The organism is Lentimicrobiaceae bacterium (assembly GCA_020636745.1).
In the GTDB taxonomy this organism is placed as follows: domain Bacteria; phylum Bacteroidota; class Bacteroidia; order Bacteroidales; family Lentimicrobiaceae; genus Lentimicrobium.
Map to the genome: position 1 here is coordinate 184,390 of JACJXH010000004.1, position 23,126 is coordinate 207,515.

Genomic DNA, 23,126 nt, shown 5'->3' on the forward strand with positions numbered 1-23,126 from the left:
CTTCAAAAAGGCTGCAATATACGAATTACATGATTTCTGCCAGTTTTACGGGGTAATTCCCCATATAAAAATTACCAAGATTTCCGTCAATGGCAATTTTATCGCCTGAGCGGAGAATATGCCCGTTGATGGAGCAGGTTTTGTCCTTTTCATTAACCACCAGTTCGGTACAATTAACCACACATGTTTTGTCAAGCCTTACTGCTGTAACTGCAGCATGTGAGGTAGCGCCTCCCCTGGCTGTAATCAGTCCGTTGCAGGTAAAAATCATTCCTATATCGTCAGGCACGGTATCGGGCCGAATTAAAATCTTGTTATCGGGCAGGGTTTCAAACTTCTTCAGGTCATCCATGTCAAAGGCCAGAATACCATTCATAACGCCCTTGCCCAGGCCAATTCCACGGCCCAGCAATTTCATATCGCTCACTTTGCTTGTAAACACATAGGTCATATCAGGCTTTTTGATTTCCTGGTCGCGTGTTTGCAAAATAAACAGATCTTCCGGGTCTTCGCTTTCAAAGGTGAACTCAATTTCCTGATGACTGAATCCGTGTGTTTCGGTCAAATCTTCGGCGATTTGTCGCAGGCGATTATATATTTCGGGGAATGCACTCTGCAAAGAAACGCCTTTATCGCCAAACATTTTTTTGCGCTGACGTTCGGCCACCGGCCATGGATGAACCAATCCTGCAACAATATCCTCTCCCTGACTGCACAAGGTAAAATCGCCATATAAATGAATGCCGGGTTGTTCAAGATCCGGAGCATGGGTAAACAGCACACCGGTGCCAGAAGTACGATGCAGATTACCCAACACCATTTTCTGAACAATAACAGCAGTGCCCCATTCATCAGCAATCTGCAGGTAATCGCGGTAAACCTGTGCACGTTCGCTTGACCACGACTGCAACACATTTGAAATCACCTGTTTCAGCTGTTCATAAGGCTCGGCTTTAAAATGAATGCTGTGACGCTGCAAAATTTCCTTGTAAGCAAAGGCAATTTCGCGCATCTGAGCCGGTTTAAAATCAATTTTCTGACTGATACCATACCGGATTTTAAAATCAATCATCACCTGGTCAAACTCGTCGCGCGATACTCCATAGGCCATACCCCAGCTCTGCAAAAACCTGCGGTAGCAATCCCATGAAGTCCAGCCAAAGTTAGGCTGGCGGCTGAGCGCTTCTACTATATCATCATTCAGTCCCACATTCAGGTAAGTATTCATGGCACCGGGCATCGAAATAGCTGTACCCGACCTGACAGAGAGCATCAGCGGATTGGCCGGGTTGCCAAATTGCTGTCCGGTAAGTTTCTCAAGCCCGGCCACCTGACGGTTAATCATCTGGTCAAGCTCCTTATCGATATATGGGTTTTGCAAAATAGCTTCGCGACGCCTGAAAACTTCAGTTGTGATTACAAACCCCGGAGGGATAGGGAAGCCAAGCAAAAACAGCTTTTTAAGAAAATAAGCTTTTGAGCCAAGAAAAATCTGGTTATCCATTTCAGGGGTTTCGCGGTAGAGCGACGAAATAACCAAATCGGTATTGTATGACATGATGCTTCGGATGGTATCTTCAGGATAATCGTCAACCATTTGCCTGAAAGACCCCAGAATACGCGTTATAAACCCATCGAGTTGCTGCACCATAAATGCAGAAGAAAGCATTTCGCGGTAGAACTGCTCCGATTTTCTTACCAAAAACTGCTTGCCCCCTACCCCGTCTGACTTCATCTCATCGGGAAACAACTGAGGAATCACTACTTTAAGCTGCCGATCATAATTCCGGAGAAAATACTTACTGATAATTTCGCGAACGCTGCTTAACATAAACTGCAGGATGTTGATATACTGACCTACAGAAAAACTGGCAGAATTCAGACTGAACCTAAACATTTTCAGGTTTGAGTTATAACCCTGATCACTGATACCGTCAAGTTCAAGTCCTTCGCGGAATAGTTCAAGAACCAGATAAATCCTCCGGAGTGTTTTGGCCGTAATATAATCGAGGTTAATACTGCTGATAAGTTGCTCCATTAAACCAGCCGCTACTTTTTCGAGTCTGAAAATCAGGCCCAGGGCTTCAAATTTGGGTTCACGGTATTTTCCGTACATGCTGGGAATACCAATGGCAATATGCCGTTTGTGATAAATATCCTCCCATCCTTCGGTTTTCTCATCGTTCATAATAATGGTGTTCAGCCTTCGCATAAAATTAAACACCTGCCTTAACGAACGGTCGGGATTATTGCGTTCCAGCACACCCAGCAATCCATCAATATCAGTTTGATTAAAGAAACTGAATTTACGCAGCAGCATACCGAGATTCACTGTATTGAAAGAGTATTTTTCACGAAGCAACTCCATCAGCCTGAAGATATAATACAAGCGTTGCTTATCCAGGGTATTGTCAGAATTCAGTGCATCCAACTGTTTACGCAGCTTGTCAGATGGGATATTCATCAAATCTTCGGGTCCTGAATGTGTAGCCTGGCAAAGCTCAATCATCAATGCATTGATTCCAGTAAACCACATAGAGTCAAGCGACATACTGAGCTTTACGTCTTCAGGCAGTTTTTTGTCGAGCAAATCAGAGTTTCCGTCGTACCAGTACCGCATAATATTGCCGGTGAGCTCAATATGAGTATTGTTGCTTTCGGTATGCACCTGCTTGCGCAGAAAATGGATAAGCCTGTCGTTGCGGTGCGACAATTCATCCATTGCTGTGGTAACTTCGCGCAGTTCGCCTTCGGCTCCAATCTCATTAAAATAAACCGGAAAAATTCTTGCCAGTTGTTTGATATGTTTGAAAATTGGCCGGATATCGGAGTTAAGCAGGGCTGTTACATCGCGTTGAAACAGGTCGGTATCAGAAACAAATACCCCGCCAAGCCGCAAGTGAATAATGAGCGCCGACAACAAATCGCGGAAAGTAAGCGGCGAATATTCAATCAGCTCCATCCAAACGCGCACATTTTTAATGTGGTATTCGTTTACTGCCAGTTGCCAGTCTTTGCTGATATACATAACACCGGGCGAAATAAAGCCATGCCTGATGAGCAGTTTCTCAAAATGAGAAATATGGAAATCATTGTCAGTTCTGAAAATCTCTTTCCCCAGGGTAAGAATACAATCGAGAACAGTGCCCTGATTACTTTCTTTCAGGTCGCCAAAGAGCCTGAAAATATTGTCGAGAAATCCGAAAACCTCATCACTGGTGAGTTCATTTTTTATATTTCTCAGCAAATTATTAAAATCGCGGAGCAGCAGCTCTTTTTGATTTTGCATAGCTTCGAGGTGAAGCAGATAGAGCAGGTAAAAGAACTTTTCATGAAAGCGTTCGAAACCGTGATGCAGCTGCCTTACATGCAGCGAAATATCATTATATCCGGGAATGGCCAGCAAGTCATCCCAGGTTTTAGCTTCCTCAGCCTTTGATATCAAATCGTTAAACCAATCATTGTTGATTTCACCAAATTTGTCGCGGCTTTTGGCACTAAACAACTTCTTGCGTTCGGCCAGCCATTCATCAACTCTGGTGCTTGAATTCCAATAGGCCGAAGTGGCGATAAGTGTTTTGCGGGCCAGTTCAAATGCAGGCGCGCCGGTATGGCCGGGCCAGTTGGCATTGGCAAAAACACGTATGATAAATGTAGAATTTCTGATAACGGCAACCTGATGCTTTGCCATGGATTTATCAATTATCTCAACCGCTTTGGCGATCGCTTCAGCTCTTGAAGCCTGTGACTCCAGGAATTTTTCGATAATCTCAATCAGCGTATGAATGGCATCATCACCAATCGCTTCTTTCAAATCGCGGGCAAACAAACCCTCATAAAGATTCAGGATGGATTCCCAGGCAAAATCAGCCTGCTCATGTTTATCATAAAACCAGAAATCGCCCAGGCTGATGTTGCGCAGCTGGCCTGCCACAAACGCACTGTTTGAAAAGGGATGATTGTATTCATTCAGGCAATCGGTAACACGTGAATGAATGCTGTAATAATCAGCTGACAATTCTCTGAATTTCAAATGATCGGGAGGTATATTGATTTTCTCGGTCCATGTTTCGCGCAAGTTGGCAGCCAAAGCATCCGATTTTAGCATATTCTGTTGATCCATAAAAGCTTATTTTGGCGCTAATTTAACAATTATTCAAAACGGCACTAAGAATTGACCGAATAATGGACGGCCGGTATTTTTTGTCATCAAAAGCAATAATTTATGTAAGATTAAACAAATAAATCCTTCATCAGTTATTTTAAGTCATGGTTTTTTTAACCTAAATTTGCCCACCAAACCAAAACACTATGCTAGAATTTCTGCACTCAGTCATCGACTGGTACATGATGAATATCAGTTACCTGACCGTATTTTTATTAATGGCCATCGAAGGCTCATTTATTCCTTTCCCATCGGAAGTTGTTATACCTCCTGCCGCATGGAAAGCCGCTCAGGGCGATTTAAATGTTTATATGGTAGTAGTAGCCGGCACTGCAGGCGCGCTGGCAGGCTCGCTTATCAACTACTTTCTTTCTTATTACCTGGGAAGAAAAATTGTGTATGCTTTTGCCGACACCCGCGTGGCTCGTATGCTGCTGATAACGCCCGAAAAAGTTGAAAAAGCTGAACATTACTTTGTTAAACACGGTCGCAGTTCCACATTTATAGGAAGGCTGGTTCCAGGTGTTAGACAACTTATTTCAATTCCGGCCGGCCTTTCAAAAATGCCATTGAAAGATTTTATTGTGTATACACTGCTGGGAGCTGGCATCTGGAACATTATTCTGGCTGCGCTGGGATATTTCCTTTATTCACAAAAAGAACTGCTTGACCTATATTACAAAGAGCTTTCATACATCATGCTCGTGCTGGGCATTCTGTTTGTTGCTTACCTGATATTCAGCGGGATGCGCAAAAAAGCCAGCAAAGCAAGCTGATGAATTTAGAACATACAACATTTAATTTTGCAAAAAAAGACGCCGGAAATGGCGTCTTTTTGTTTGTATCAACCTCATTAAAAAACACCGTTTACCAACGAATTAAAGTCTCACAAACAAAGTCCCTTCTTATATGTTTACACAGATTTAACACCAGGCAACAGCCTGATTATGATCTTGAAAATATGAAACGTAAATTAAGCCTGAATAAAGTAAAAGTAAGCCGGCAAACAGAAATAGCGCCGGGTGTATTTGTTCTCTCCTTTCCACGTCCGTGGGATTTTGTTGCCGGGCAGGTGCTGGGCATTGGTGCACACGAAACTGACGAGGCACGCCTTTACAGCATTGCCAGCGGCGAACTCGACGATGAAGTTGACATTTTATACAACATCAATCCCGACGGGAAATTAACGCCCTGGCTGGCGAAGGTGAATACGGGCGACAATATATGGGTGAGCGAGCCATTTGGGTCATTCACCGGCACAGGGGAACCCGGCTGGTGGATTGCATCGGGCACAGGCATTGCCCCGTTCAGTGCCATGTTTCGTACAGGGTTAACCGCTGGCAAAAAACTGCTGCATGGCGGCCGCGACCTTCATTCTTTCTATTTCCATGAGAAATTTAAATCAACCTTCGGCGACAACTATGTGCGCTGCTGTTCAAGAGAAGAAGGCCCTGAAATATACCCGGGACGCCTTACCAAATACCTGAGCGAACAGGAACAACTTCCGGCCAACGAAAAGTATTATCTTTGCGGAAGCGCTGAAATGGTGGTCGAAGTACGCGACCTGTTGATTTCCAAAGGAATACCATTCAACAACATCATTTCGGAAATTTATTTTTAAAGAATGTCTGAAATAAAAGAATCTCTTTTTGGCAAAACACTTGCCGAGCTGACTGAAATATCAAAATCATTAGGACTGCCATCCTACACAGGCGGACAGATCGCTTATTGGCTATACAAAACTGACGTGGTTTCATTTGATGAAATGTCGAACATTTCGAAAAAATCAAGGGCCCTGCTTCAGCAGAACTTTGATTTTGGCGTAAAAGCCCCTATGAGCGTCAAGGAATCAGCTGATGGTACGAAGAAATATCTGTTCAGTGCTGGCAACGGAAAATTTATTGAAGCAGCCTACATCCCCGATGGCAAACGACACACGCTGTGCGTTTCGTCGCAAGTGGGATGTAAAATGGGGTGCTTGTTCTGCATGACAGGAAAACAAGGGTTTCAGGGCCATCTTTCGGCTGGCGAAATCCTCAATCAGTTGCGCAGCATTCCCGAACGCAAGCTGATGACCAATATTGTTTACATGGGCATGGGCGAGCCATTTGACAACCTGGAAGCTGTGATGAAAAGTCAGGAGATTCTCACAGCTGAATATGGATTTGCCATCAGTGTGCGAAAAGTAACCGTTTCAACCATCGGTATCATACCGGCTATGCGCGAGTTTCTTGAAAAAAGTAAATGCAACCTTGCCGTAAGTCTGCACACACCCTTCGACGACGAGCGCCGCAAACTAATGCCTATCCAAAACGTTTACCCGCTTAAAGAAGTTATTGCCACCATTCAGGAATTTGACATCGGAAAATACCGCCGGGTTTCTTTTGAATACATTATGTTTAAAGGGGTAAACGACACCCGAAGGCATGTAAACGAACTGGCGCGCATTCTCAACAAAGTCAAAAGCCGAATCAACCTTATCCGTTTTCACCCGATTCCCGATACACCTTTACTCAGCTCCGACGAGGCCACCATTCTTGACTTCCAGCAAGCACTCAATGACAAAGGCATTGTCACCACATTACGTGCATCGCGGGGACAGGATATTGAAGCTGCCTGCGGATTGCTTTCAACCAAAGAGCTGGTAAAAGCACAACGCGAAATGGAAGACAACAAGCCCAAAGCATAATTTTAAAAGTTAAATGCAGGAATCTGTGCCAATTTCTTGAGGATATTGACCCTTTTGCCAAGCCAAAGTGAGATTGAAAGTCCACACTCAGAAAACATTAGTATTGCTGTTTGCCTAAGCATGCAAGATCACAACGGTTTAACACATCAGTAAAACACCATTCTAACTATAACAGCGCAATGCACGATTTAACCGAGGGAAAACCCGGAAAACTGATATTACAATTTGCAACGCCAATGCTCATAGGCAATGTTTTTCAGCAACTATACAATGTTACTGACAGCATAATTGTGGGCAAATTTTTAGGCAAGGAAGCATTGGCTGCTGTAGGAGCCTCATTCCCGTTGATTTTTATGCTTATTTCATTTATAATAGGCATTGCGAGTGGCTCAACCATCATTATTGCGCAGTATTTCGGGGCAAAAGACATGGCCAGGGTGCGTAAGACCATTGACACCATGTACATCTTCCTGTTTTTTGCCTCTATCCTGATAGCCATTGTGGGTATGGTTTTTAGTGGCCCGATTTTCAGATTGATAAAACTGCCTGAAGAACTGATTCCGCATGCGGCACTATACATGAATGTGTACCTCTCAGGCATGATCTTCTTTTTTGGATTTAATGGCACAAGTGCCATTTTACGCGGGCTGGGCGATTCTAAGACCCCGCTTTATTTTCTGATTATCTCCACACTGGCCAATATTATTTTCGACCTTTTATTTATTGTAGTATTCAAATGGGGCATTGCAGGTGCCGCACTGGCCACTGTATTGTCGCAGGCAGGTGCATTCCTTACTACTGTCATTTACCTTAACCGCACTCATGAAGTAATTAATCTCTCGTGGCGTAAGCTGGATTGGGACCGCGATATATTCAAATCGAGTATTCGCATAGGTGTTCCAACCGGTTTTCAACAAACCTTTGTTTCATTGGGTATGCTGGCTTTGCTCAGAATAGTGAACGACTACGGCACCGATGCCGTGGCGGCATACAGCGTGGCCGGACGTATAGACGGCTTGGCTTCCTTGCCGGCCATGAACTTCGGACAAGCATTATCAACTTATACCGGACAAAATATCGGCGCCAATAAAACACCCAGGGTAAAACTGGGATTGGTGGCCACCCTCAACATTTCAACAGTGGTAGCTCTTGTTACATCTGCCCTGGTCATCATTTTCAGGGAACCTCTTATGGCCATGTTTACCAATGACCAAAGCGTGATAGATATTGGCGCCCGCTATCTGCTCATTGTGGGCGGATTTTATATTTTCTTTTCCAGCATGTTTGTTGTGGGCGGAGTTATGCGCGGAGCAGGCGACACTATTATTCCCATGTTTATTACACTTTTTTCCCTCTGGATTGTCCGGATTCCAATTGCCTGGTTTTTATCACATCGAATAGGCATTGACGGTATATGGTGGGCTGTGCCTATTGCATGGTTCTTTGGGATGAGCTTTTCATATATATACTACCGCACCGGCAAATGGAAAACCAAGGCAGTGGTTAAATATCGCTAAACTGTTCAATTGCCGGCATAGCCAGGCAAAGCCATCATTAAAAACAGTTAATCTACCACTACACCTTCGTGGGCAAGCTCAATTTCTTCAAAAACAACCTCCTGACCAGTTGCCGAAAGCCCTGCACTGTTAATCTTAACTATACGGGCATTGTAAACTATCCATGCATGAACTGACCGGCCGTTCTCATCCTTCAATAAAATTCTGACATGAAAAGGCTGAGGCAAAGCAACATTCATCCATAAATCAAAGTCATCGCGATGAACAGAAAACCCACGTTTAAAAAATAAATGCCCGCGCTGTTGCGACACAATTCTGCCCACAGGGCCTTCAGGAAAATAAAATCCGGCTTTATCTTTAAGATTGGCAGCAAGTCCTGACACTTCGCTGAAATAGCATATCCGGCCACCGAAACTAACTTCAAAACGCAGCGGAGGCCGACTCCCTGCAACTGTTCCCCTTGAGTTTTCCATATCCATAAAGCATACCAAAAGCCTAACAACTAAGCACTTACAATAGCCTAACCCTCTGTTTATTGGGGATGTTTGCGCCCCAGCCTTTCGTATTGGTTTGAAATGGCCAGAATAATTACTCCAAACAAAACAGCCACCAGAATTAAAATTACGCTAAGCAAACCTTCAATGCTAAATGACAATTTGATGAGGATAGTAGAAATAATAAAACCAGAATTTCTGATAACTCTGTGAAACTCATCCGTCAGTAAAAAAGAAATCAACAGCAAAAGCACATCTATTAAAATCAGCACTGTAAAAAACTCATCAAAAAACACTTTATTTACATCCTTGACCGAATAAACCAATTGGCTTATAGAGAAGAAACTCTGATAAAACCAGCTGCCCAAACTAAAAAAAGCCAAAAGCAGAAAAACCGGAATCAAAATCATGGCAATGATCTCTTTCAGCCTGATAAACCGTTTGACTTCAGGTGACAATTCCAAGGGTTTGCCCGACTCAATACACCTTCGCTCATTAAGTTTGTAAAAAATAAAAATCATAAAAAACAAAACAAGGGTGGCAGCCAAATCATAGGTAAACCTGAGGTCGCTGGCCACATTAAACCAATCGGGTGTAAATTCGAGTTGCGAAAGATCCTTAAAAACATTGCGGATAAGGATTAAGGTTATAATCTCATACTGCTTGCCAATGTAAAAAGTGGTTGATTTGGGAAGATAATACACCAACAGGTAAACCTCATAAATAAGAACAAAGGAAAAGGGAGTGTAAATTGCCGCAATGGGGTTGGTCAACAACCTGGAATATTCATCAAGTTGCAGAATATCAAAATCGTTGAGGAGCACGAGCATCAGATGCACGAAGAAACTGATAATGGCAACTGAAATAATCACTTCTTCGCCTTTCACTCTTACTTTTTCGGAAAGCAAGCCGGCATAAAGCATCTTATAAATCTTCGTACTGTTCATCAGTTCAGACTTGATGGCTATTATCAGCAAAAAACATATACCTTTCAGCCCGGAGTTTTTTCGGCAAGCGCTCAAAAAAGACCGGTAACAGCAAATATAGGAAAATAAAAAGAAAAAATGCCTGATAAAGGGACCAGGCAATTTCAGGAAATCAGCAAAGCACAAAAAGCATCAGTAAAGCAACTTATTACTTCCTTTTTTTACGTTTATTGAAGTTTTTGTCGCCTTTTGATTTGGGTTTTTTATACTTCTTTGCCAGCTCCCGCTTATAGGAACCACCCTGGTTGGTTTTTTTGTTTTTCTCTTTCTTTTCGTGAAAGGCAGCACCTGCTTCGGGGCTTTTGACAATCCGGTGAGGGCTGTTGAGCTCAATCTCCTTCGGGCGCTCTTCGGGTATTAATTTTGACGACACCTCAACCTCAGCCGGAAATTCCATGCGTGGAATTTCATAATTCATCAGTGCTTCAATGGCCAGTTTAGCATTTTCCTCCTTTGGGGTATAAAAAAGAATGGCCTTGCCCTGCTGTTCAGCCCGACCGGTTCGACCGATACGATGCATATAATTTTCGGGGTAAACCGGCGTATCAAAGTTAAAAACATGCGTTATTTTGTCTAAATCGAGGCCGCGGGCCATAACATCAGTAGTAACCAATATACGGTTGGCTCCTTTATCAAACTGCGCAATAGAAGCAAAACGATAATTTTGCGTTTTGTTGGAATGAATAATAGCGGTTTCAGAGCCACAATGCGGGCCCAAAGCCTCAAACAACCTGTCGGCATTGTGTTTTCCGGTAACAAAAACCAGCACTTTGCGAAATTCATTCTTATCTTTTAACAAATGCACCAGAAGGTTAACCTTGGTATAAAAGTTCTTTACTTCGTAGCACTGTTGCTGAATATTTTCGAGCGGTGTTCCGCTTAAAGCAATGGCAATGCGGGTTGGAACAACAAAAAAGTCATCAATCAGGGCATCCACTTCCTCAGTCATGGTTGCCGAAAACATTATATTTTGCCGGCGGGCAGGCAGCAGTTCCATAAGATTGGTCAACTGGATGCGAAACCCGAGGTCAAGCATGACATCAACTTCATCAATCACCAGTTTTTGAATACCGTTAAGCTGCAAAGCCCCACACATAACCAAATCATACAGACGACCCGGTGTGGCAATCAAAATATCAGTTCCCTGGGCAACTGCCAGCTTTTGGGTATTGATATTCACACCTCCATATACGCCGGTAATGCGCACATTCATATAAGTGGTGAGTGCCCGGGTTTGCTCTGCCACCTGCTGCACCAGTTCGCGGGTTGGTACAAGAATCAGCACCCGCGGATTCCATTGTTTTGAAAACTTCAGCTCATTTAAAACCGGAAGCAGATAAGCCATGGTTTTTCCTGTGCCGGTCTGGGCAATTCCCACCACATCCTTACCCGACAGGATTACCGGAAAAGATTCGGCCTGAATAGGTGTGGGTTTGTCAAACTCCAGCTCGGCAAGTGCATTGTTGAGTTGTTTCGACAGCCTGAAATTTTCGAAGGAATACATAAAAACAGTTTCAATGAAATAAAAAAAAATATCGGAGCATCAGTTACCACACAGGCTTTACCTACCCAAAAACATGCATCACTCTCTTCACCTTTACGATAAAGCCATGGTCTGAATCACAAATTATCAGCAGTAAACCGGCAAATATACTGACAGGGATTTACAGCAGAGATTAAAATGCAGGACGTTAAAAAAATTGCGTCAGCAAAAATTGCTTTCCCTGAGACTAAACCGGGAAGTACCGGTTTGGCAAGCCGCTGCAAAATTAGAATAATAATTTTAAATCTCTGATTAAAATAAAGCAACTGAAAATCAAACTGAAGCACATTGTCAAATACAAAAAACCCCGGAATATCCCGGGGCTTTCGCACTATCACACACACTATCACTAATCAAAGGCTTGCAATTTTCACAAACTTTTCCCCCGATGTCATTGAAATACCACAACGTTCAGGAGCTGCCGACTCATAAGTATTGCCACAAGTAGGACATACAAAATAAACAGAAGGCAATGATTTAACATTATTTGCATCCAGGGCAGCCAATGCCTTTTCGTAGAATACTTTATGCTTTTGCTCGGTTTTATAGGCATAGTTTAAGCTCATGAGCGACATTTGATTACCTGCAGCATTGGCATTGGTAATAAACTGAGGATACATAGTTTTCACTTCATACCCTTCACCTGCTATGGCATCCTGCAAATTCTCCTTTGTCGATTTTACAACAAACTCAGGTGCAATATCAGGCACCGTAACTCCGCTCTCTTTGAGCACAGCTTTGTGGTTGCTTGCATGAATTTTTTCGGAGGCCGATGCTGCCTTAAAAAGCATGGCAATCTGGTGATAACCTTCCTCCTCGGCTTTTTTACTATAAGCTGCATATTTGGCACTTGCAGTAGTTTCCCCCTTAAATGCATCAAGCATATTTTCAACATTGAGGGCTGAAGCATCTTTGGTATTCAGTTTTGAAGCATCAACCTGGCCTGATTCCTCATTTTCAAGGGCAATTTCCTGGTTTTCTGCTGCTGGTTGTTGCATATTGCTACTGGCAGTTGAGTTGCTGTTGCATGAAGTAAAAACACCTGACGATGCCATTGCAGCCATTAGAATTAAAGTTATTCTTTTCATTTTTTATCTGTTTTTAGGGTTTCATTTTTTATTGACGAGACAAAGGTATAACGGGTCACCTTCAGGCATCCTTAGGTAATTCTTAAGATTTGCTTAATAAATCAGACTGGAAACTGAAGAAAGAAAATACTACCTGTTCGCGGATTGCTTTCGGCACGAAGGGAGATCCCCTGGATATCAGCCAGTTTCTTTACAATGGAAAGCCCCAACCCATTGCCGCCAATTTGTGAATTTCTGGATTCATCGGCACGGAAAAAGCGGTTAAAGACAAAAGGAAGACTTTCAGAAGAAATGCCAATACCATCATCTTCAATTGATAAAATTCGTGTATCGTCATTCCACAACACCACAACACTTCCGCCGGGCTTACTGTATTTTAAGGCATTGCCAACGATATTATCAACCATAATTTCAATAAAAACGCGATCTCCTGTCACAAAAGCAGGTTGACTAACTTGAAAAAAAAGATTGATTTGAAGATTCGCAGCGATCAACTGCCACTTATTCTCCAGCGCAGCCACCATCTCAGCCAGGTTTACTCGTTCATTTTTTGCCACGGCCACGCCTGAGTCAATTCTGGCAAGTTGCAATAGCTGTTCGAGCAGGGCATCCAGCCTGTCGACCTGAGCAATAATTTCAGTGGCTTTAGCCTCATACACTTTGGGCTCGCGGGGCTTGCGCAGCATCACTTCAAGCGTTCCGCGAATAGCGGCAAGCGGTGTTCTGATTTCATGTGAAGCATCACCGGTAAACTGCCTTTGCTGAAGTATACTGGATTCGATGCGCGACAGTAATTCATTAATAGTGATCGTTAAATCATACAGCTCATCACGATGTTCAGGCAACACCAATCGGGTGGCAATATTTGAATACCCTATTCCTGAAGCTATTTTGATAAGCTGATGTACCGGTCGGATAGATTTGGAAGCAGCCAGAGATGAAGCCACAAACTGCACCATCAGCAAAAATGGAAATGAAATCAGCAAAACCAGCAAAAGGTGATTAAGAATAACATAAGACTCCTGCTGTGAAACGGCAATGGTTAGTTGCGCAATAACTATGCCCGACTCATTTGTAACCGGAAACTGCCCCAACCGTATTCGCTGCCCATTGATTTCGCCATTATAAAAAACAGCATCCTTAACACCAGGATTATATGCAAACCTGTCTTTAAGCAAATTTGCTGAATGAAAAATTACCTTGCCCTTTGCATCAATAATCTGGAGGAATGTAGGGCTCACTTCAACCTGATTATGCTCTGCCTCGTCCCATTCCGGCATTCGGTTGATCACTACTGAGTCCTGCTGGAAATAAAGATTACTGAACACCTCCTCCTTTTCTGTAAGAATATCATTGTCGAGATGATCGTAAGAAGTTTTATAAACCACAAAGTATACAACAATAAATACCATCGCTGTGGTAATGGCCATAGCCAGGGTATTGTATAGTGCTATCCGGTTTTTAAATCTGAGAGTCATTGGCTGTCATCTATTTTATAGCCTACACCTCTAACGGTAGTTATCAGGGATGGTTTCCCAGCAGAATCAAGCTTTTTGCGAAGTGCATTGATATAAACATCAATCACAGAATTGTCATAATCAAAGTGCAAATCCCACACTTTTTCAATAATACGGGTACGACGACAAACCTTCCCTTTATTTCTTAGCAATAATTCAAGTAAAGCAAATTCCTTTTGTGTAAGGTCAATCATTCTCCCATTCTGAACAACGCTATGCTTTTCCACATTCATCTCAATGCCTGCGGCTTTAAAAACCACCGTTTCCGTTTCATTCACCCTCATCAAAACCCGGATACGTGCCAGAAGTTCTTCAAACGAAAAAGGCTTTCTGATATAATCATTTGCACCTGATTCGAGGCCAAAAACAGCATCGTCAACCGTATCCTTAGCCGTTAAAAAGACAACAGGAACTTTTTTATTTTCCTTCCGGATATTCCGGCAAACCTCAATACCACTTATTCCCGGCAACATCCAGTCGAGAAGTATGACATCATATTCATCAATATTATCAAGGGCAAGCTGAAGGCCAGCTTTTCCATTATCAGCAAGATCAACAGCAAAACCTTCTTCTGTTAACCCATCGCGTAAAAAGCCTGAAATGGAGGGTTCATCTTCAACAATGAGTATCCGCATAATTAGTAAAGAGCTTATTATATTCAAAGATACAAATTGCAGTTATTCTTCGCCTGATGTTTCACCAAAATCGGGCAGGGCCAATTGCACACCTGCTCCATGGCTGTAAACCAGTTGCCCCCCAAGGTATCCGGTACGAGCAACTGCTCCTGATAATGCAAGAAACAGAACCAATCCGGTAATCCTGGCCCATTTCCGGCTTTCTTTAAAATATAGCATCCCTGCTCTGAAAAAAGCAGTAATTATAGCAAGCCATAAGGTTATGGTAGCCGCTTGTTCATGTAGTTCAAGCGGGTTTTTAAGCGGCCCTTCTTCAATACCCGAGCCGGCGGCATTTCCGCTTATATAGGCCACCACCGCGCCCAGCGCCCCTAATATCAATAAATAAAATGCAGCCTTGCTGAAAAATTCCTTTTTACTGAAAAATGAAATCAATTCCGAAAGAAAGCCTGCAAGAATAAGGGCCACCGGAAAATGAATAACCATCGCATGAATATGAGTTGCTGAAATCATAACTTTTCTTTTTTTATGCAAAGATGATATGATTCGCATTAAAATAGGGTAAGAGTTTTCTTAAGATTATCTTAAGATTCACCTCTTACCCCAATTTCAATAATTTATCTGAATAAAACTAAAAGCAGTCTGCAGGACATAGTTCCTGATGACAACTTCCTCCCTATTCAAAATAGGTGTATTCATATCTTAGCTGATAGTGTTGCCCTGGGCGGCGTAAAGTATTTTCCATCCAGACTTCAGAGCCTGTAAGACGGCCATCGGCATTAAACTGCCTTTCAATACGGGTCAGGCGGGTGCCGTCTTCGGCTGTTTCTTCGTGTACGGTATTGTTTCCGGCATCGTCGTATTCGAGCGTGGTTATGGTCTTGCCGGCCACGGTTTCTTCTTCAATGCGGGCTGTGTGACCGTTTTCACCCTGTGTAATGATTTGCCTGGAAACCAAACGGCCGCGGGCATCATAGCGTTTTTCGGTACTAATCACCCCTTCATCATCGTATAAAGTAACCAGCCTGGTTTCTTCACCTCCCAAAAAGCTTAGCTCAACCGTTTCTTCAGGAGTGCCATCCTCGCTATAGGTAAATGTTTTGGAAATTTCCAAATCGCCATACTCATTCCACGACTCCTCGCGCACCAGTTTATCCTGCTCATAAACCCATAGCTGCTTTTCGCCTTCTTCACCATCGCTGTCGGTTAGTTGCCTTAAAACCAGCTTTCCCTCATCATTGTATGTGTAGCGTATTTCATCGGGTTCACCGTCAAGGTAATGCCTGTATTCAACAGACATCCGCCCTTGTTCATCGAAGCTGCGCGTGGTACGTTCAGCAATTTCGCCAGCCATTTCCAGTATTTCTTCAACCGGCTTTCCATCCTTATATACAATCAGTACCCGCTCTTCGGCTTCCCCCTCAATATCGTAGGTAATTCGTTCAATCTCCTGTCCGTCTTCATTCATAATAACCCGGCTCACCTGTACATCTCCCAGCATTTCCGGATCATCAGGATCAGTAATAATTAAATTGTTGCGATAAAGATCAATCTGTTTTAACTTCTTTTCCATGGCACTGATTCAGTTTTTATAATGCGTTTGCAAAGGAAATAAAAACATTGCAAACCCTTACCGCTCTGTAATACTAATTTTCATCAGAAGCGGAATTGCCAACCGGTATAACACAATATCAGCGTAAAGCAGTCCGGTCATCTCACTTTTTAAGATATTTATAAAACCCAAATGATTAAATTTGTAACCTCCAACAGGCGCAATCGCAAACCAACATTCACACAATGAAAAAGATAACACTATTCCTGATGATGACCATACTATTTACCAATGGATACAGCCAACAGAAAAAAATCACCTATCCGAAAGCCAAAAAAACAGATGTAACTGACCTCTATTTTGGCACAGCGGTAGCCGATCCATACCGATGGCTTGAGGACGACAACTCGAAAGAGACTGCCCAATGGGTAAAAGCAGAAAACAAGGTTACGGAAACTTATCTGCAGCAAATTCCTTTTCGCGAAGAGATAAAAAACCGCCTCACCACACTGTGGAATTATCCGAAATACGGTGTGCCATTTCGCAAGGGCAATTATTATTTCTTTTCCAAAAACAATGGCATTCAAAATCAGAGTGTGCTTTACATACAGCAAGGGCTGAACGGTGAACCCCGCGTTTTTCTCGATCCAAATGCCCTTTCGGCTGATGGCACCACCGCCCTGGCCACCTACAAAGCCTCGGCAGACGGCAGCTATTTTGCCTATGCCATTGCCAAAGCCGGCTCCGACTGGAATGAAATTTACGTAATGGAAACTTCTACCGGTCAGCTACTGAGCGACAAGTTGGAGTGGGTTAAGTTCTCAGATATCGCCTGGAAGGATAAAGGATTTTATTACAGCCGTTACGACAAACCGGGCGAAGGCGGTGAATTATCATCGAAAAATGAGTTTAAAAAGGTTTATTACCACAAAGTGGGTGATGACCAAAGTAAGGATCAGCTGATTTATGAGAATAAACTTGAACCGCTGAGAAGTTATGGTGCACAAACCACCTCCGACGAAGATTTTCTGGCCATATTTGAAACAGAAAGCACCAGTGGCAACGCGCTTTATATCAAAGACCTGCGTAAAAAAGAGAGCAGTTTTATCAAAATAGCCGACGGATTTCGCTATGATTATGAAATTGTGACCAATTATGGTGAGAGGTTTATCATCAGAACCAATGACGGGGCTCCCCGGTACAGGCTTATAGCAGTTGAGTTGAGCAATCCGGGAAGAGAAGCCTGGGAAACGGTGGTACCTGAACAGGCCGAAGTGCTACAATCAGCCTATCCGGGTGGAGGCATGCTTATTTGCCAGTATATGAAAGATGCCACTTCCAAAGCCAGTGTTTATCATGCTGACGGAAGTCTGATGCACGAAATTGCGCTTCCCGAACCAGGCACCATCAACGATTTTGAAAGCGCCCGTGAAGATGGGCAGGCATTCTTTTCATTCACCTCATTCACTTCGCCTTCAACCATTTACAAGTATGACATAGCCTCCAACCGCTCTGAAGTTTTTCATCAGTCAGCACTTGGGTTCAACACCGAGGGGATAGTTTCGGAACAGGTATTCTACACCAGTAAAGACGGTACCCGTATTCCCATGTTTTTGGTTCATCGTGCCGACATACAGATGGATGGCAACAATCCGGTTTACCTTTACGGATATGGCGGCTTTAATGTAAGCCTTACTCCCGGTTTCAGCGTGAGCCGGATGTTGTTTATTGAAAATGGCGGAATATTTGCCATGCCTAATCTGAGAGGTGGCGGCGAATATGGCGAAGAGTGGCACCGCGCTGGCACCAAACTGCAAAAACAAAATGTATTTGACGATTTTATTGCCGCAGCAGAATATCTGATTGAGCAAAAATATACCAACCCCCAAAAGCTGGCCATTGCCGGAGGTTCTAACGGAGGTCTGCTGGTAGGAGCCTGCATGACACAGCGCCCTGAACTTTTTGCCGTGGCTCTGCCTGCCGTTGGCGTAATGGATATGCTGCGCTTTCACAAATTCACTATTGGCTGGGCATGGACCGAAGATTACGGCTCGAGCGAAAATGAGGAACAATTCCGCTATCTGCTGGGCTATTCGCCACTGCACAACCTCAGGCCCAACACCTGCTACCCTGCTACAATGGTCACCACTGGCGACCATGACGACCGCGTTGTACCGGCTCATTCCTTCAAATTTGCCGCTACATTGCAGGAAAGCCAGGCCTGCAACAAGCCTGTTCTTATCCGCATTGAAACCAAAGCCGGACATGGCGCCGGCAAGCCCGTTTCGAAAATGATTGAAGAAGCTACCGACATGTGGGCCTTTACCATGTACAATTTAGGCATGAAACCTACGTTTAAGTAAACGGCAAAAACTCCGGAATTAAAACAAAGCCCCGGACTGCGTGCGGGGCTTTTTACTTAAAAACAAACGCTTACCAATGAGACTCAACAACCTACTCACCTCCACTACCTTACTTATTTTCTTATTCGCATTTGCTACCCCCCTCACTTCTCCGGTATGTGCACAGGAAGCACTGGTACAATCACAGCCGGAGCAATCAGGCATGCGGGCCAGCGACAGTGTGGCTATTCTGCAATACATGTTAAACGACTTGCAGCACACCAAATCAGCGCTTGAATCAGAAAAAGCAGAATTGCATGATCGCAATTTGCAGCTCGAAGCAATGATTGAACAACTCAAAAAGCAGCAGTTGACCCTCCATACATACAACGACTCACTTAATCAGCAGATTTCCGGACTGGGTCATCAGTTGCATCAGAAAAGCGAAATGCTCGAGAGTCAATTGAAGCTGCAAAAAGAAAAAGAACAATTGTTTGCCGAAAAAGAACTGCTGTATAAAGAAGCCATCAACAGTTCAATGATTGACAAAGTTAAACTTGAAGGCCAGATTTCAACCAAAGACTCGCGTCTTGAAGGAAAAGAGCGCGAAATATCGCTGCTGCAGCTGAACATTGATGAGAAGAACCGCGACATCGAGAACCGCAATTCAGAAATCAACAAAATAGTATCGGAAAAAGCCCACACCGAGCGTAAAGCCGATTCGTTGCGCAACAGCTTATCATCGGCCGAAAAAAACCTGATGCTTACCACCGAACAGCTGAAATATGCCGAAATAAAACTTAAAGACTGCGAAAACCGTTACTCAACAGTAACCAATAAGAAGAAAAAAACCAAGGTTGTACAAGGTTTTGCCATCAAAAACTACCGTACCCCCGACTTTGCACTGGCGCCTAAAGATGCCAACAATCCATCGGTTTATGTCATCAGCAACAAAAACACCAGCAACATTGAGTTTGACTATGTAACCGGCGCCAGTATTATGCTGAAAGATCTGTCGAAGCCCAACGGCAGCCTCACCTATGATGTAGGGTTTTTCCTGGGCTTCGGCGGCAATAATCTGTTTAAAAACTTTTACCTGGGGCCAAACTTCAAACTTTTTGACTTACTGCACATTAACATTGGCGCCAATGTGGCCGAGTATGAAGCATTGAAAGAAGGGTTTAATGTAGGCGATGTGCTGCAGCCTGGCATTTCAATACCCACCACCAAAGAATGGAAAATCAATGGTTATATAGGCTTTACGTTCGACCTGGAGCTGATTACCATGATTGGGAAAAGGTAATTTAAGGCTGGGAATAAAAGCGGCCTGCCACCTGCTGATATGTAGACCCATCGGGAAAAACAGCCGGCGGACTATACTCAGGATTGGTCAGAAATGTATCATCCTGCAAACTCAGGATAAATGCTTTAAGTTCGGCCTTTTCGGTGGCAGTGAGTTGAATACCGCCTTCAGCCACATGATGCATCAACGGATTTACATAAGGCGACATTTTTACCTGATGTGAATAAAAATTAATCACATCGTCAAGGGTCTGAAAACGCCCGTCGTGCATATAAGGGCCCATCAGTGCAATATTGCGCAGGGTGGTTGCCTTATATGCTCCTTTGTCAGTAGCTATGCCGGTGACTGCATATCTGTCGCGCGCATCGTCAAACTCCGTATCCTTGCCATTGTTGTAAAATAAATTGGTAGTAAACAGCGGATTGCCACTGCTGCCATGACAGTGAAAGCAATCGGCCCCCTCTTCGGTGTTGAACAGAATAAAACCATTCAGCTCCTGCTGCGTAAGCTGCTCTTCGCCCCTCATATAACGATCAAACTTCGAATTGGCCGAAATCAGGGTTCTCACAAACTGGGCAATTGCCCGGTTGATGTTTTCCATGGTTACCTGTTTTGAACCAAATGCTTTTTCAAACAGCCCGGGATAACCACTTATTTGCTGTATCAAGGCTTTGGTGCGATTGGTATCGCCACACATTTCATGCGGGGCCACAACGCCCATCCACACCAAATCTTCGAGGCGGCGTTTCGATACATCAGGATTATCGCGCCTGACAAAACCATTCCACAAATAACCATTGGGATTCCACACCAGATTGATAAGTGGCAAAGCAACATGAGGGGTAGAAATTCCGGTGAGCCCGAAAGTACGGCCTCCGGCAAACACCGGATGCTGAATACCCGGCTCAAAACTGTTGGCCTGCACATGGCAACTGCCGCAACTCATCAGCGAATCGGCCTGCGTGCGCCCCGACAAACGGCCATCGTAAAACAGAAAACGGCCCAGCCTGACACCTTCTTCTGTCAAAGGATTTTCGGCAGGAATATGAAGTTGCGTAGGAAAAAATTCAGGCACTACCAGCTTATAAGGCGTTGGCTTTGATGGCTCAGAATCCTTTTCACCACACGACACCACCATCAGCAACAGCAAAACCGAAACAGCAAGCTTAAGAAAATGACAACAAAATAGCTTCATTATGACGAATTTAACCGACTCTAAAATTACACAATTCTGCGGTTTAACATTCAAAAAACCGGCCTGAAAGTGCAGTCACAACCATTAAAAACAATGGCCTTCATTGATGGGAGGACATTTTTTAATAAACCACCGCCACAAAGCAAACGTTTAAATTCATACAATCGTATGGCACCAGGTAGCTTCCCCCCTTTAAAATGCTTAACTTTGCATCGTAAAGAAAACTACCGGGAACCCGTTCTGCCAGTCAGGACCCAATAACAAATAACACTATAAGATGGATTTTAAACCAGGAGATAAAGTACGATTTTTGAATGAACAGGGCGGTGGCATTGTCACCCGCATCCTCAGCAACACAATGGTAAATGTTGCCATTGAAGAAGGATTTGAAGTGCCGGTAATGGCCCACGAACTGATTAAAATTGAGCCCCAGGGTGCAGCCGACCGGTTTTTCGACCGCCAGATAAAGGTGGATTATCCGGCACACCTGCAAACCCCTGTTGCGCAACCTGCACAAGCCCAACCAGCCGAATCGGCTGATGAAACTGACGACCGCATCACTTACCTCTATCGCCAGTCAGGCGCCGGAATTATTGAAGGCATCTACCTCGCTTTTGTTCCGAAAGACCAAAAATGGCTAATTTCGGGCAACCTCGAAATTTATATTGTCAATAACACTGGATACGAAGCCCTTTATACTTTTTCGCTTGCCGAAGATGGGAAAGGCTATGCAGGAGTTGATTACGATGTAATTCCGGCTTATTCCAAAATTCATATTGAAACCATCACGCGCGAAGATTTGGAAAGCTGGGCTGACGGTATCGTTCAGGTATTGTTCTATAAAAACGAAATCAGCCCGGTGCTGAGCCCCCTGCATGCTGCTTTTAAAATTAAGCCCGTGCGCTTTTACAAAGAAAACAGTTACCAGGATTTCCGGCTTATCGGACATAAATCGGTGGTGGTCAACCTGGGCGATTTGGCTGGTCAGGTTGTGATTCCAGCCTCAGAAGCAGCCCTAAAATCGGGCATGGACCCGGCTGCACAGCAGAAATTATCAGCCTTAACACCACAGGCCTTGATTGACAAACACCGCATATCAGCTACCGAAGCTGAGGTTGATTTGCACATCTCAGCACTCAAGGATGATTACTCCGACTTATCAAACAACGACATTCTGAACTACCAAATCAGTTATTTCACCAAAATGCTCGAAAGCGCCATTGCTCACAATTATGTAAAAATCACCTTTATACATGGCATTGGCAACGGCACATTGAAGTCGGCCATTATTTCGCACATAGGCGATTACGAAAATCTTGAGCTCCGCAACGCTCCGTTTGCCCAATACGGCAATGGCGCCATTGATATCTACATCAGACAAAACAACTGACAGGAACAAGCCTGATTTTTTGCCGGCACCTAACTTTTATGAGCTTATTGCATTGTCGTTCAATATTTCTATATCTTTGCAGCAACTTAGGTCTCATAACGGAAACTAACAATGTGTTCTGTCGCTTTTGGCCTTAACAACCAAAAGAGGAAAGTCGGGGCAATACAGGGCGCCATACTTCCTAACAGGAAGGTTCCGCTGCCGGCGGAAACAGCAAGTGCCACAGAAAATAACCGTCCCGCTTTTGCGGGATAAGGGTGAAAATGTGGGGTAAGAGCCCACGGTTCGGGTTGGTGACAACCCGAGCGGGTAAACCTTATGGATTGAAAGACCAAATATACCGGATAGTTACACCGCAAGGTTTAACAAAAGGCTGCCCGCCTTTTTCCGGGGGGTAGGTCGTTAAAGCCTTATGGCAACATAAGGACGAGATAAATGACAGAAGGCCGGCGCAGTTTAGGCTGCGTCAGTTACAGAACCCCGCTTACAGCATTGTACGGCATCCGTTTTTTCTGAATAAAATATCCCTGCCAACGCGGGGATATTTTATTTTAACCAGTTTCTCTTCTGCCATCGGAGATTAAAACACCTGCACCGGCATTTAAAATCGCGGACATCTCCCGGCAAATGATGGATACCAATATAACTGCATCCCGCGTAAATGCTCCCACACAATACCCTCAGCTACTTTCAGCGCCACCTGCCCCGGG

17 protein-coding genes and 1 other RNA gene are annotated in these 23,126 nt (G+C 43.9%); 8 read left to right on the top strand and 10 right to left on the bottom strand.

The window, feature by feature from the left end; translation table 11 throughout:
• Positions 1-25: 25 nt before the first annotated feature.
• The gene (locus tag H6541_08085) at positions 26-4,123 is read right to left on the bottom strand and encodes a pyruvate phosphate dikinase (protein MCB9015738.1); all 4,098 of its coding nucleotides are present in this window, start codon (positions 4,121-4,123) and stop codon (positions 26-28) included.
• 200 nt (positions 4,124-4,323) lie between these two features.
• Here H6541_08085 and H6541_08090 point away from each other — a divergent pair, with 200 nt between their 5' ends.
• The 4 genes from H6541_08090 to H6541_08105 all read left to right on the top strand — a co-directional run bounded on the left by H6541_08090 (position 4,324) and on the right by H6541_08105 (position 8,371).
• Positions 4,324-4,941: a DedA family protein gene (locus tag H6541_08090; protein MCB9015739.1), complete on the top strand. Its 618-nt coding sequence runs from the start codon at positions 4,324-4,326 to the stop codon at positions 4,939-4,941.
• Positions 4,942-5,126: 185 nt separating this feature from the next.
• A complete protein-coding gene (locus H6541_08095) occupies positions 5,127-5,786 on the top strand; it encodes an oxidoreductase (GenBank protein ID MCB9015740.1) in 660 nt (219 codons plus the stop codon).
• A gap of 3 nt (positions 5,787-5,789) precedes the next feature.
• Positions 5,790-6,854 (top strand): 23S rRNA (adenine(2503)-C(2))-methyltransferase RlmN, encoded by a 1,065-nt coding sequence (gene rlmN, locus H6541_08100; GenBank protein MCB9015741.1) that lies wholly within the window; start codon positions 5,790-5,792, stop codon positions 6,852-6,854.
• A gap of 179 nt (positions 6,855-7,033) precedes the next feature.
• Positions 7,034-8,371: an MATE family efflux transporter gene (locus tag H6541_08105; protein ID MCB9015742.1), complete on the top strand. Its 1,338-nt coding sequence runs from the start codon at positions 7,034-7,036 to the stop codon at positions 8,369-8,371.
• A 47-nt stretch (positions 8,372-8,418) separates the two neighbouring features.
• On the opposite strand, the gene H6541_08110 is transcribed toward H6541_08105, so the two are convergent.
• The 8 genes from H6541_08110 to H6541_08145 all read right to left on the bottom strand — a co-directional run bounded on the left by H6541_08110 (position 8,419) and on the right by H6541_08145 (position 16,207).
• Positions 8,419-8,844, bottom strand: a complete 426-nt coding sequence (locus tag H6541_08110; GenBank protein ID MCB9015743.1) for a phage tail protein — start codon at positions 8,842-8,844, stop codon at positions 8,419-8,421.
• Positions 8,845-8,903: 59 nt separating this feature from the next.
• Positions 8,904-9,812, bottom strand: coding sequence for a hypothetical protein (locus H6541_08115; protein ID MCB9015744.1), 909 nt, complete (start codon positions 9,810-9,812; stop codon positions 8,904-8,906).
• Positions 9,813-9,999: 187 nt separating this feature from the next.
• On the bottom strand, positions 10,000-11,355 hold the full coding sequence (locus H6541_08120; GenBank protein MCB9015745.1) for a DEAD/DEAH box helicase: 1,356 nt from the start codon (positions 11,353-11,355) through the stop codon (positions 10,000-10,002).
• 392 nt (positions 11,356-11,747) lie between these two features.
• On the bottom strand, positions 11,748-12,482 hold the full coding sequence (locus H6541_08125; GenBank protein MCB9015746.1) for a rubrerythrin family protein: 735 nt from the start codon (positions 12,480-12,482) through the stop codon (positions 11,748-11,750).
• Positions 12,483-12,583: 101 nt separating this feature from the next.
• Positions 12,584-13,960 carry a HAMP domain-containing histidine kinase gene (locus H6541_08130; protein ID MCB9015747.1) on the bottom strand — a complete coding sequence of 459 codons (1,377 nt, stop codon included), beginning with the start codon at positions 13,958-13,960 and terminating at the stop codon, positions 12,584-12,586.
• Positions 13,957-14,634, bottom strand: coding sequence for a response regulator transcription factor (locus H6541_08135; GenBank protein ID MCB9015748.1), 678 nt, complete (start codon positions 14,632-14,634; stop codon positions 13,957-13,959). Before H6541_08135 ends, H6541_08130 begins: the two co-directional genes overlap by 4 nt.
• A 42-nt stretch (positions 14,635-14,676) precedes the next feature.
• Positions 14,677-15,147: a DUF2231 domain-containing protein gene (locus H6541_08140; GenBank protein MCB9015749.1), complete on the bottom strand. Its 471-nt coding sequence runs from the start codon at positions 15,145-15,147 to the stop codon at positions 14,677-14,679.
• Positions 15,148-15,310: 163 nt separating this feature from the next.
• Positions 15,311-16,207, bottom strand: coding sequence for a hypothetical protein (locus H6541_08145; GenBank protein MCB9015750.1), 897 nt, complete (start codon positions 16,205-16,207; stop codon positions 15,311-15,313).
• 224 nt (positions 16,208-16,431) lie between these two features.
• Between H6541_08145 and H6541_08150 the strand changes: the two genes are divergently transcribed.
• Both H6541_08150 and H6541_08155 read left to right on the top strand, forming a co-directional pair.
• Positions 16,432-18,549 (top strand): S9 family peptidase, encoded by a 2,118-nt coding sequence (locus H6541_08150; GenBank protein ID MCB9015751.1) that lies wholly within the window; start codon positions 16,432-16,434, stop codon positions 18,547-18,549.
• A 76-nt stretch (positions 18,550-18,625) separates the two neighbouring features.
• Positions 18,626-19,831: a hypothetical protein gene (locus tag H6541_08155; protein ID MCB9015752.1), complete on the top strand. Its 1,206-nt coding sequence runs from the start codon at positions 18,626-18,628 to the stop codon at positions 19,829-19,831.
• Position 19,832: 1 nt separating this feature from the next.
• Here H6541_08155 and H6541_08160 read toward each other — a convergent pair whose 3' ends face one another.
• Positions 19,833-21,026, bottom strand: a complete 1,194-nt coding sequence (locus H6541_08160; protein MCB9015753.1) for a cytochrome-c peroxidase — start codon at positions 21,024-21,026, stop codon at positions 19,833-19,835.
• A gap of 277 nt (positions 21,027-21,303) precedes the next feature.
• Between H6541_08160 and H6541_08165 the strand changes: the two genes are divergently transcribed.
• The gene (locus H6541_08165) at positions 21,304-22,416 is read left to right on the top strand and encodes a DUF2027 domain-containing protein (protein ID MCB9015754.1); all 1,113 of its coding nucleotides are present in this window, start codon (positions 21,304-21,306) and stop codon (positions 22,414-22,416) included.
• A gap of 105 nt (positions 22,417-22,521) precedes the next feature.
• Positions 22,522-22,919: RNase P RNA component class A (gene rnpB / locus H6541_08170), an RNA gene on the top strand.
• The last annotated feature ends 207 nt before the right edge of the window (positions 22,920-23,126 follow it).

Bases quoted from the DNA above. Each gene is read 5' to 3' on its own strand.
- H6541_08160 (MCB9015753.1), bottom strand. From the start codon at position 21,026: ATGAAGCTATTTTGTTGTCATTTTCTTAAGCTTGCTGTTTCGGTTTTG.
- rlmN (MCB9015741.1), top strand. From the start codon at position 5,790: ATGTCTGAAATAAAAGAATCTCTTTTTGGCAAAACACTTGCCGAGCTG.
- H6541_08120 (MCB9015745.1), bottom strand. From the start codon at position 11,355: ATGTATTCCTTCGAAAATTTCAGGCTGTCGAAACAACTCAACAATGCA.
- H6541_08130 (MCB9015747.1), bottom strand. From the start codon at position 13,960: ATGACTCTCAGATTTAAAAACCGGATAGCACTATACAATACCCTGGCT.
- H6541_08155 (MCB9015752.1), top strand. From the start codon at position 18,626: ATGAGACTCAACAACCTACTCACCTCCACTACCTTACTTATTTTCTTA.
- H6541_08095 (MCB9015740.1), top strand. From the start codon at position 5,127: ATGAAACGTAAATTAAGCCTGAATAAAGTAAAAGTAAGCCGGCAAACA.
- H6541_08145 (MCB9015750.1), bottom strand. From the start codon at position 16,207: ATGGAAAAGAAGTTAAAACAGATTGATCTTTATCGCAACAATTTAATT.
- H6541_08110 (MCB9015743.1), bottom strand. From the start codon at position 8,844: ATGGAAAACTCAAGGGGAACAGTTGCAGGGAGTCGGCCTCCGCTGCGT.
- H6541_08140 (MCB9015749.1), bottom strand. From the start codon at position 15,147: ATGATTTCAGCAACTCATATTCATGCGATGGTTATTCATTTTCCGGTG.
- H6541_08165 (MCB9015754.1), top strand. From the start codon at position 21,304: ATGGATTTTAAACCAGGAGATAAAGTACGATTTTTGAATGAACAGGGC.
- H6541_08115 (MCB9015744.1), bottom strand. From the start codon at position 9,812: ATGAACAGTACGAAGATTTATAAGATGCTTTATGCCGGCTTGCTTTCC.
- H6541_08125 (MCB9015746.1), bottom strand. From the start codon at position 12,482: ATGAAAAGAATAACTTTAATTCTAATGGCTGCAATGGCATCGTCAGGT.
- H6541_08135 (MCB9015748.1), bottom strand. From the start codon at position 14,634: ATGCGGATACTCATTGTTGAAGATGAACCCTCCATTTCAGGCTTTTTA.
- H6541_08105 (MCB9015742.1), top strand. From the start codon at position 7,034: ATGCACGATTTAACCGAGGGAAAACCCGGAAAACTGATATTACAATTT.
- H6541_08150 (MCB9015751.1), top strand. From the start codon at position 16,432: ATGAAAAAGATAACACTATTCCTGATGATGACCATACTATTTACCAAT.
- H6541_08085 (MCB9015738.1), bottom strand. From the start codon at position 4,123: ATGGATCAACAGAATATGCTAAAATCGGATGCTTTGGCTGCCAACTTG.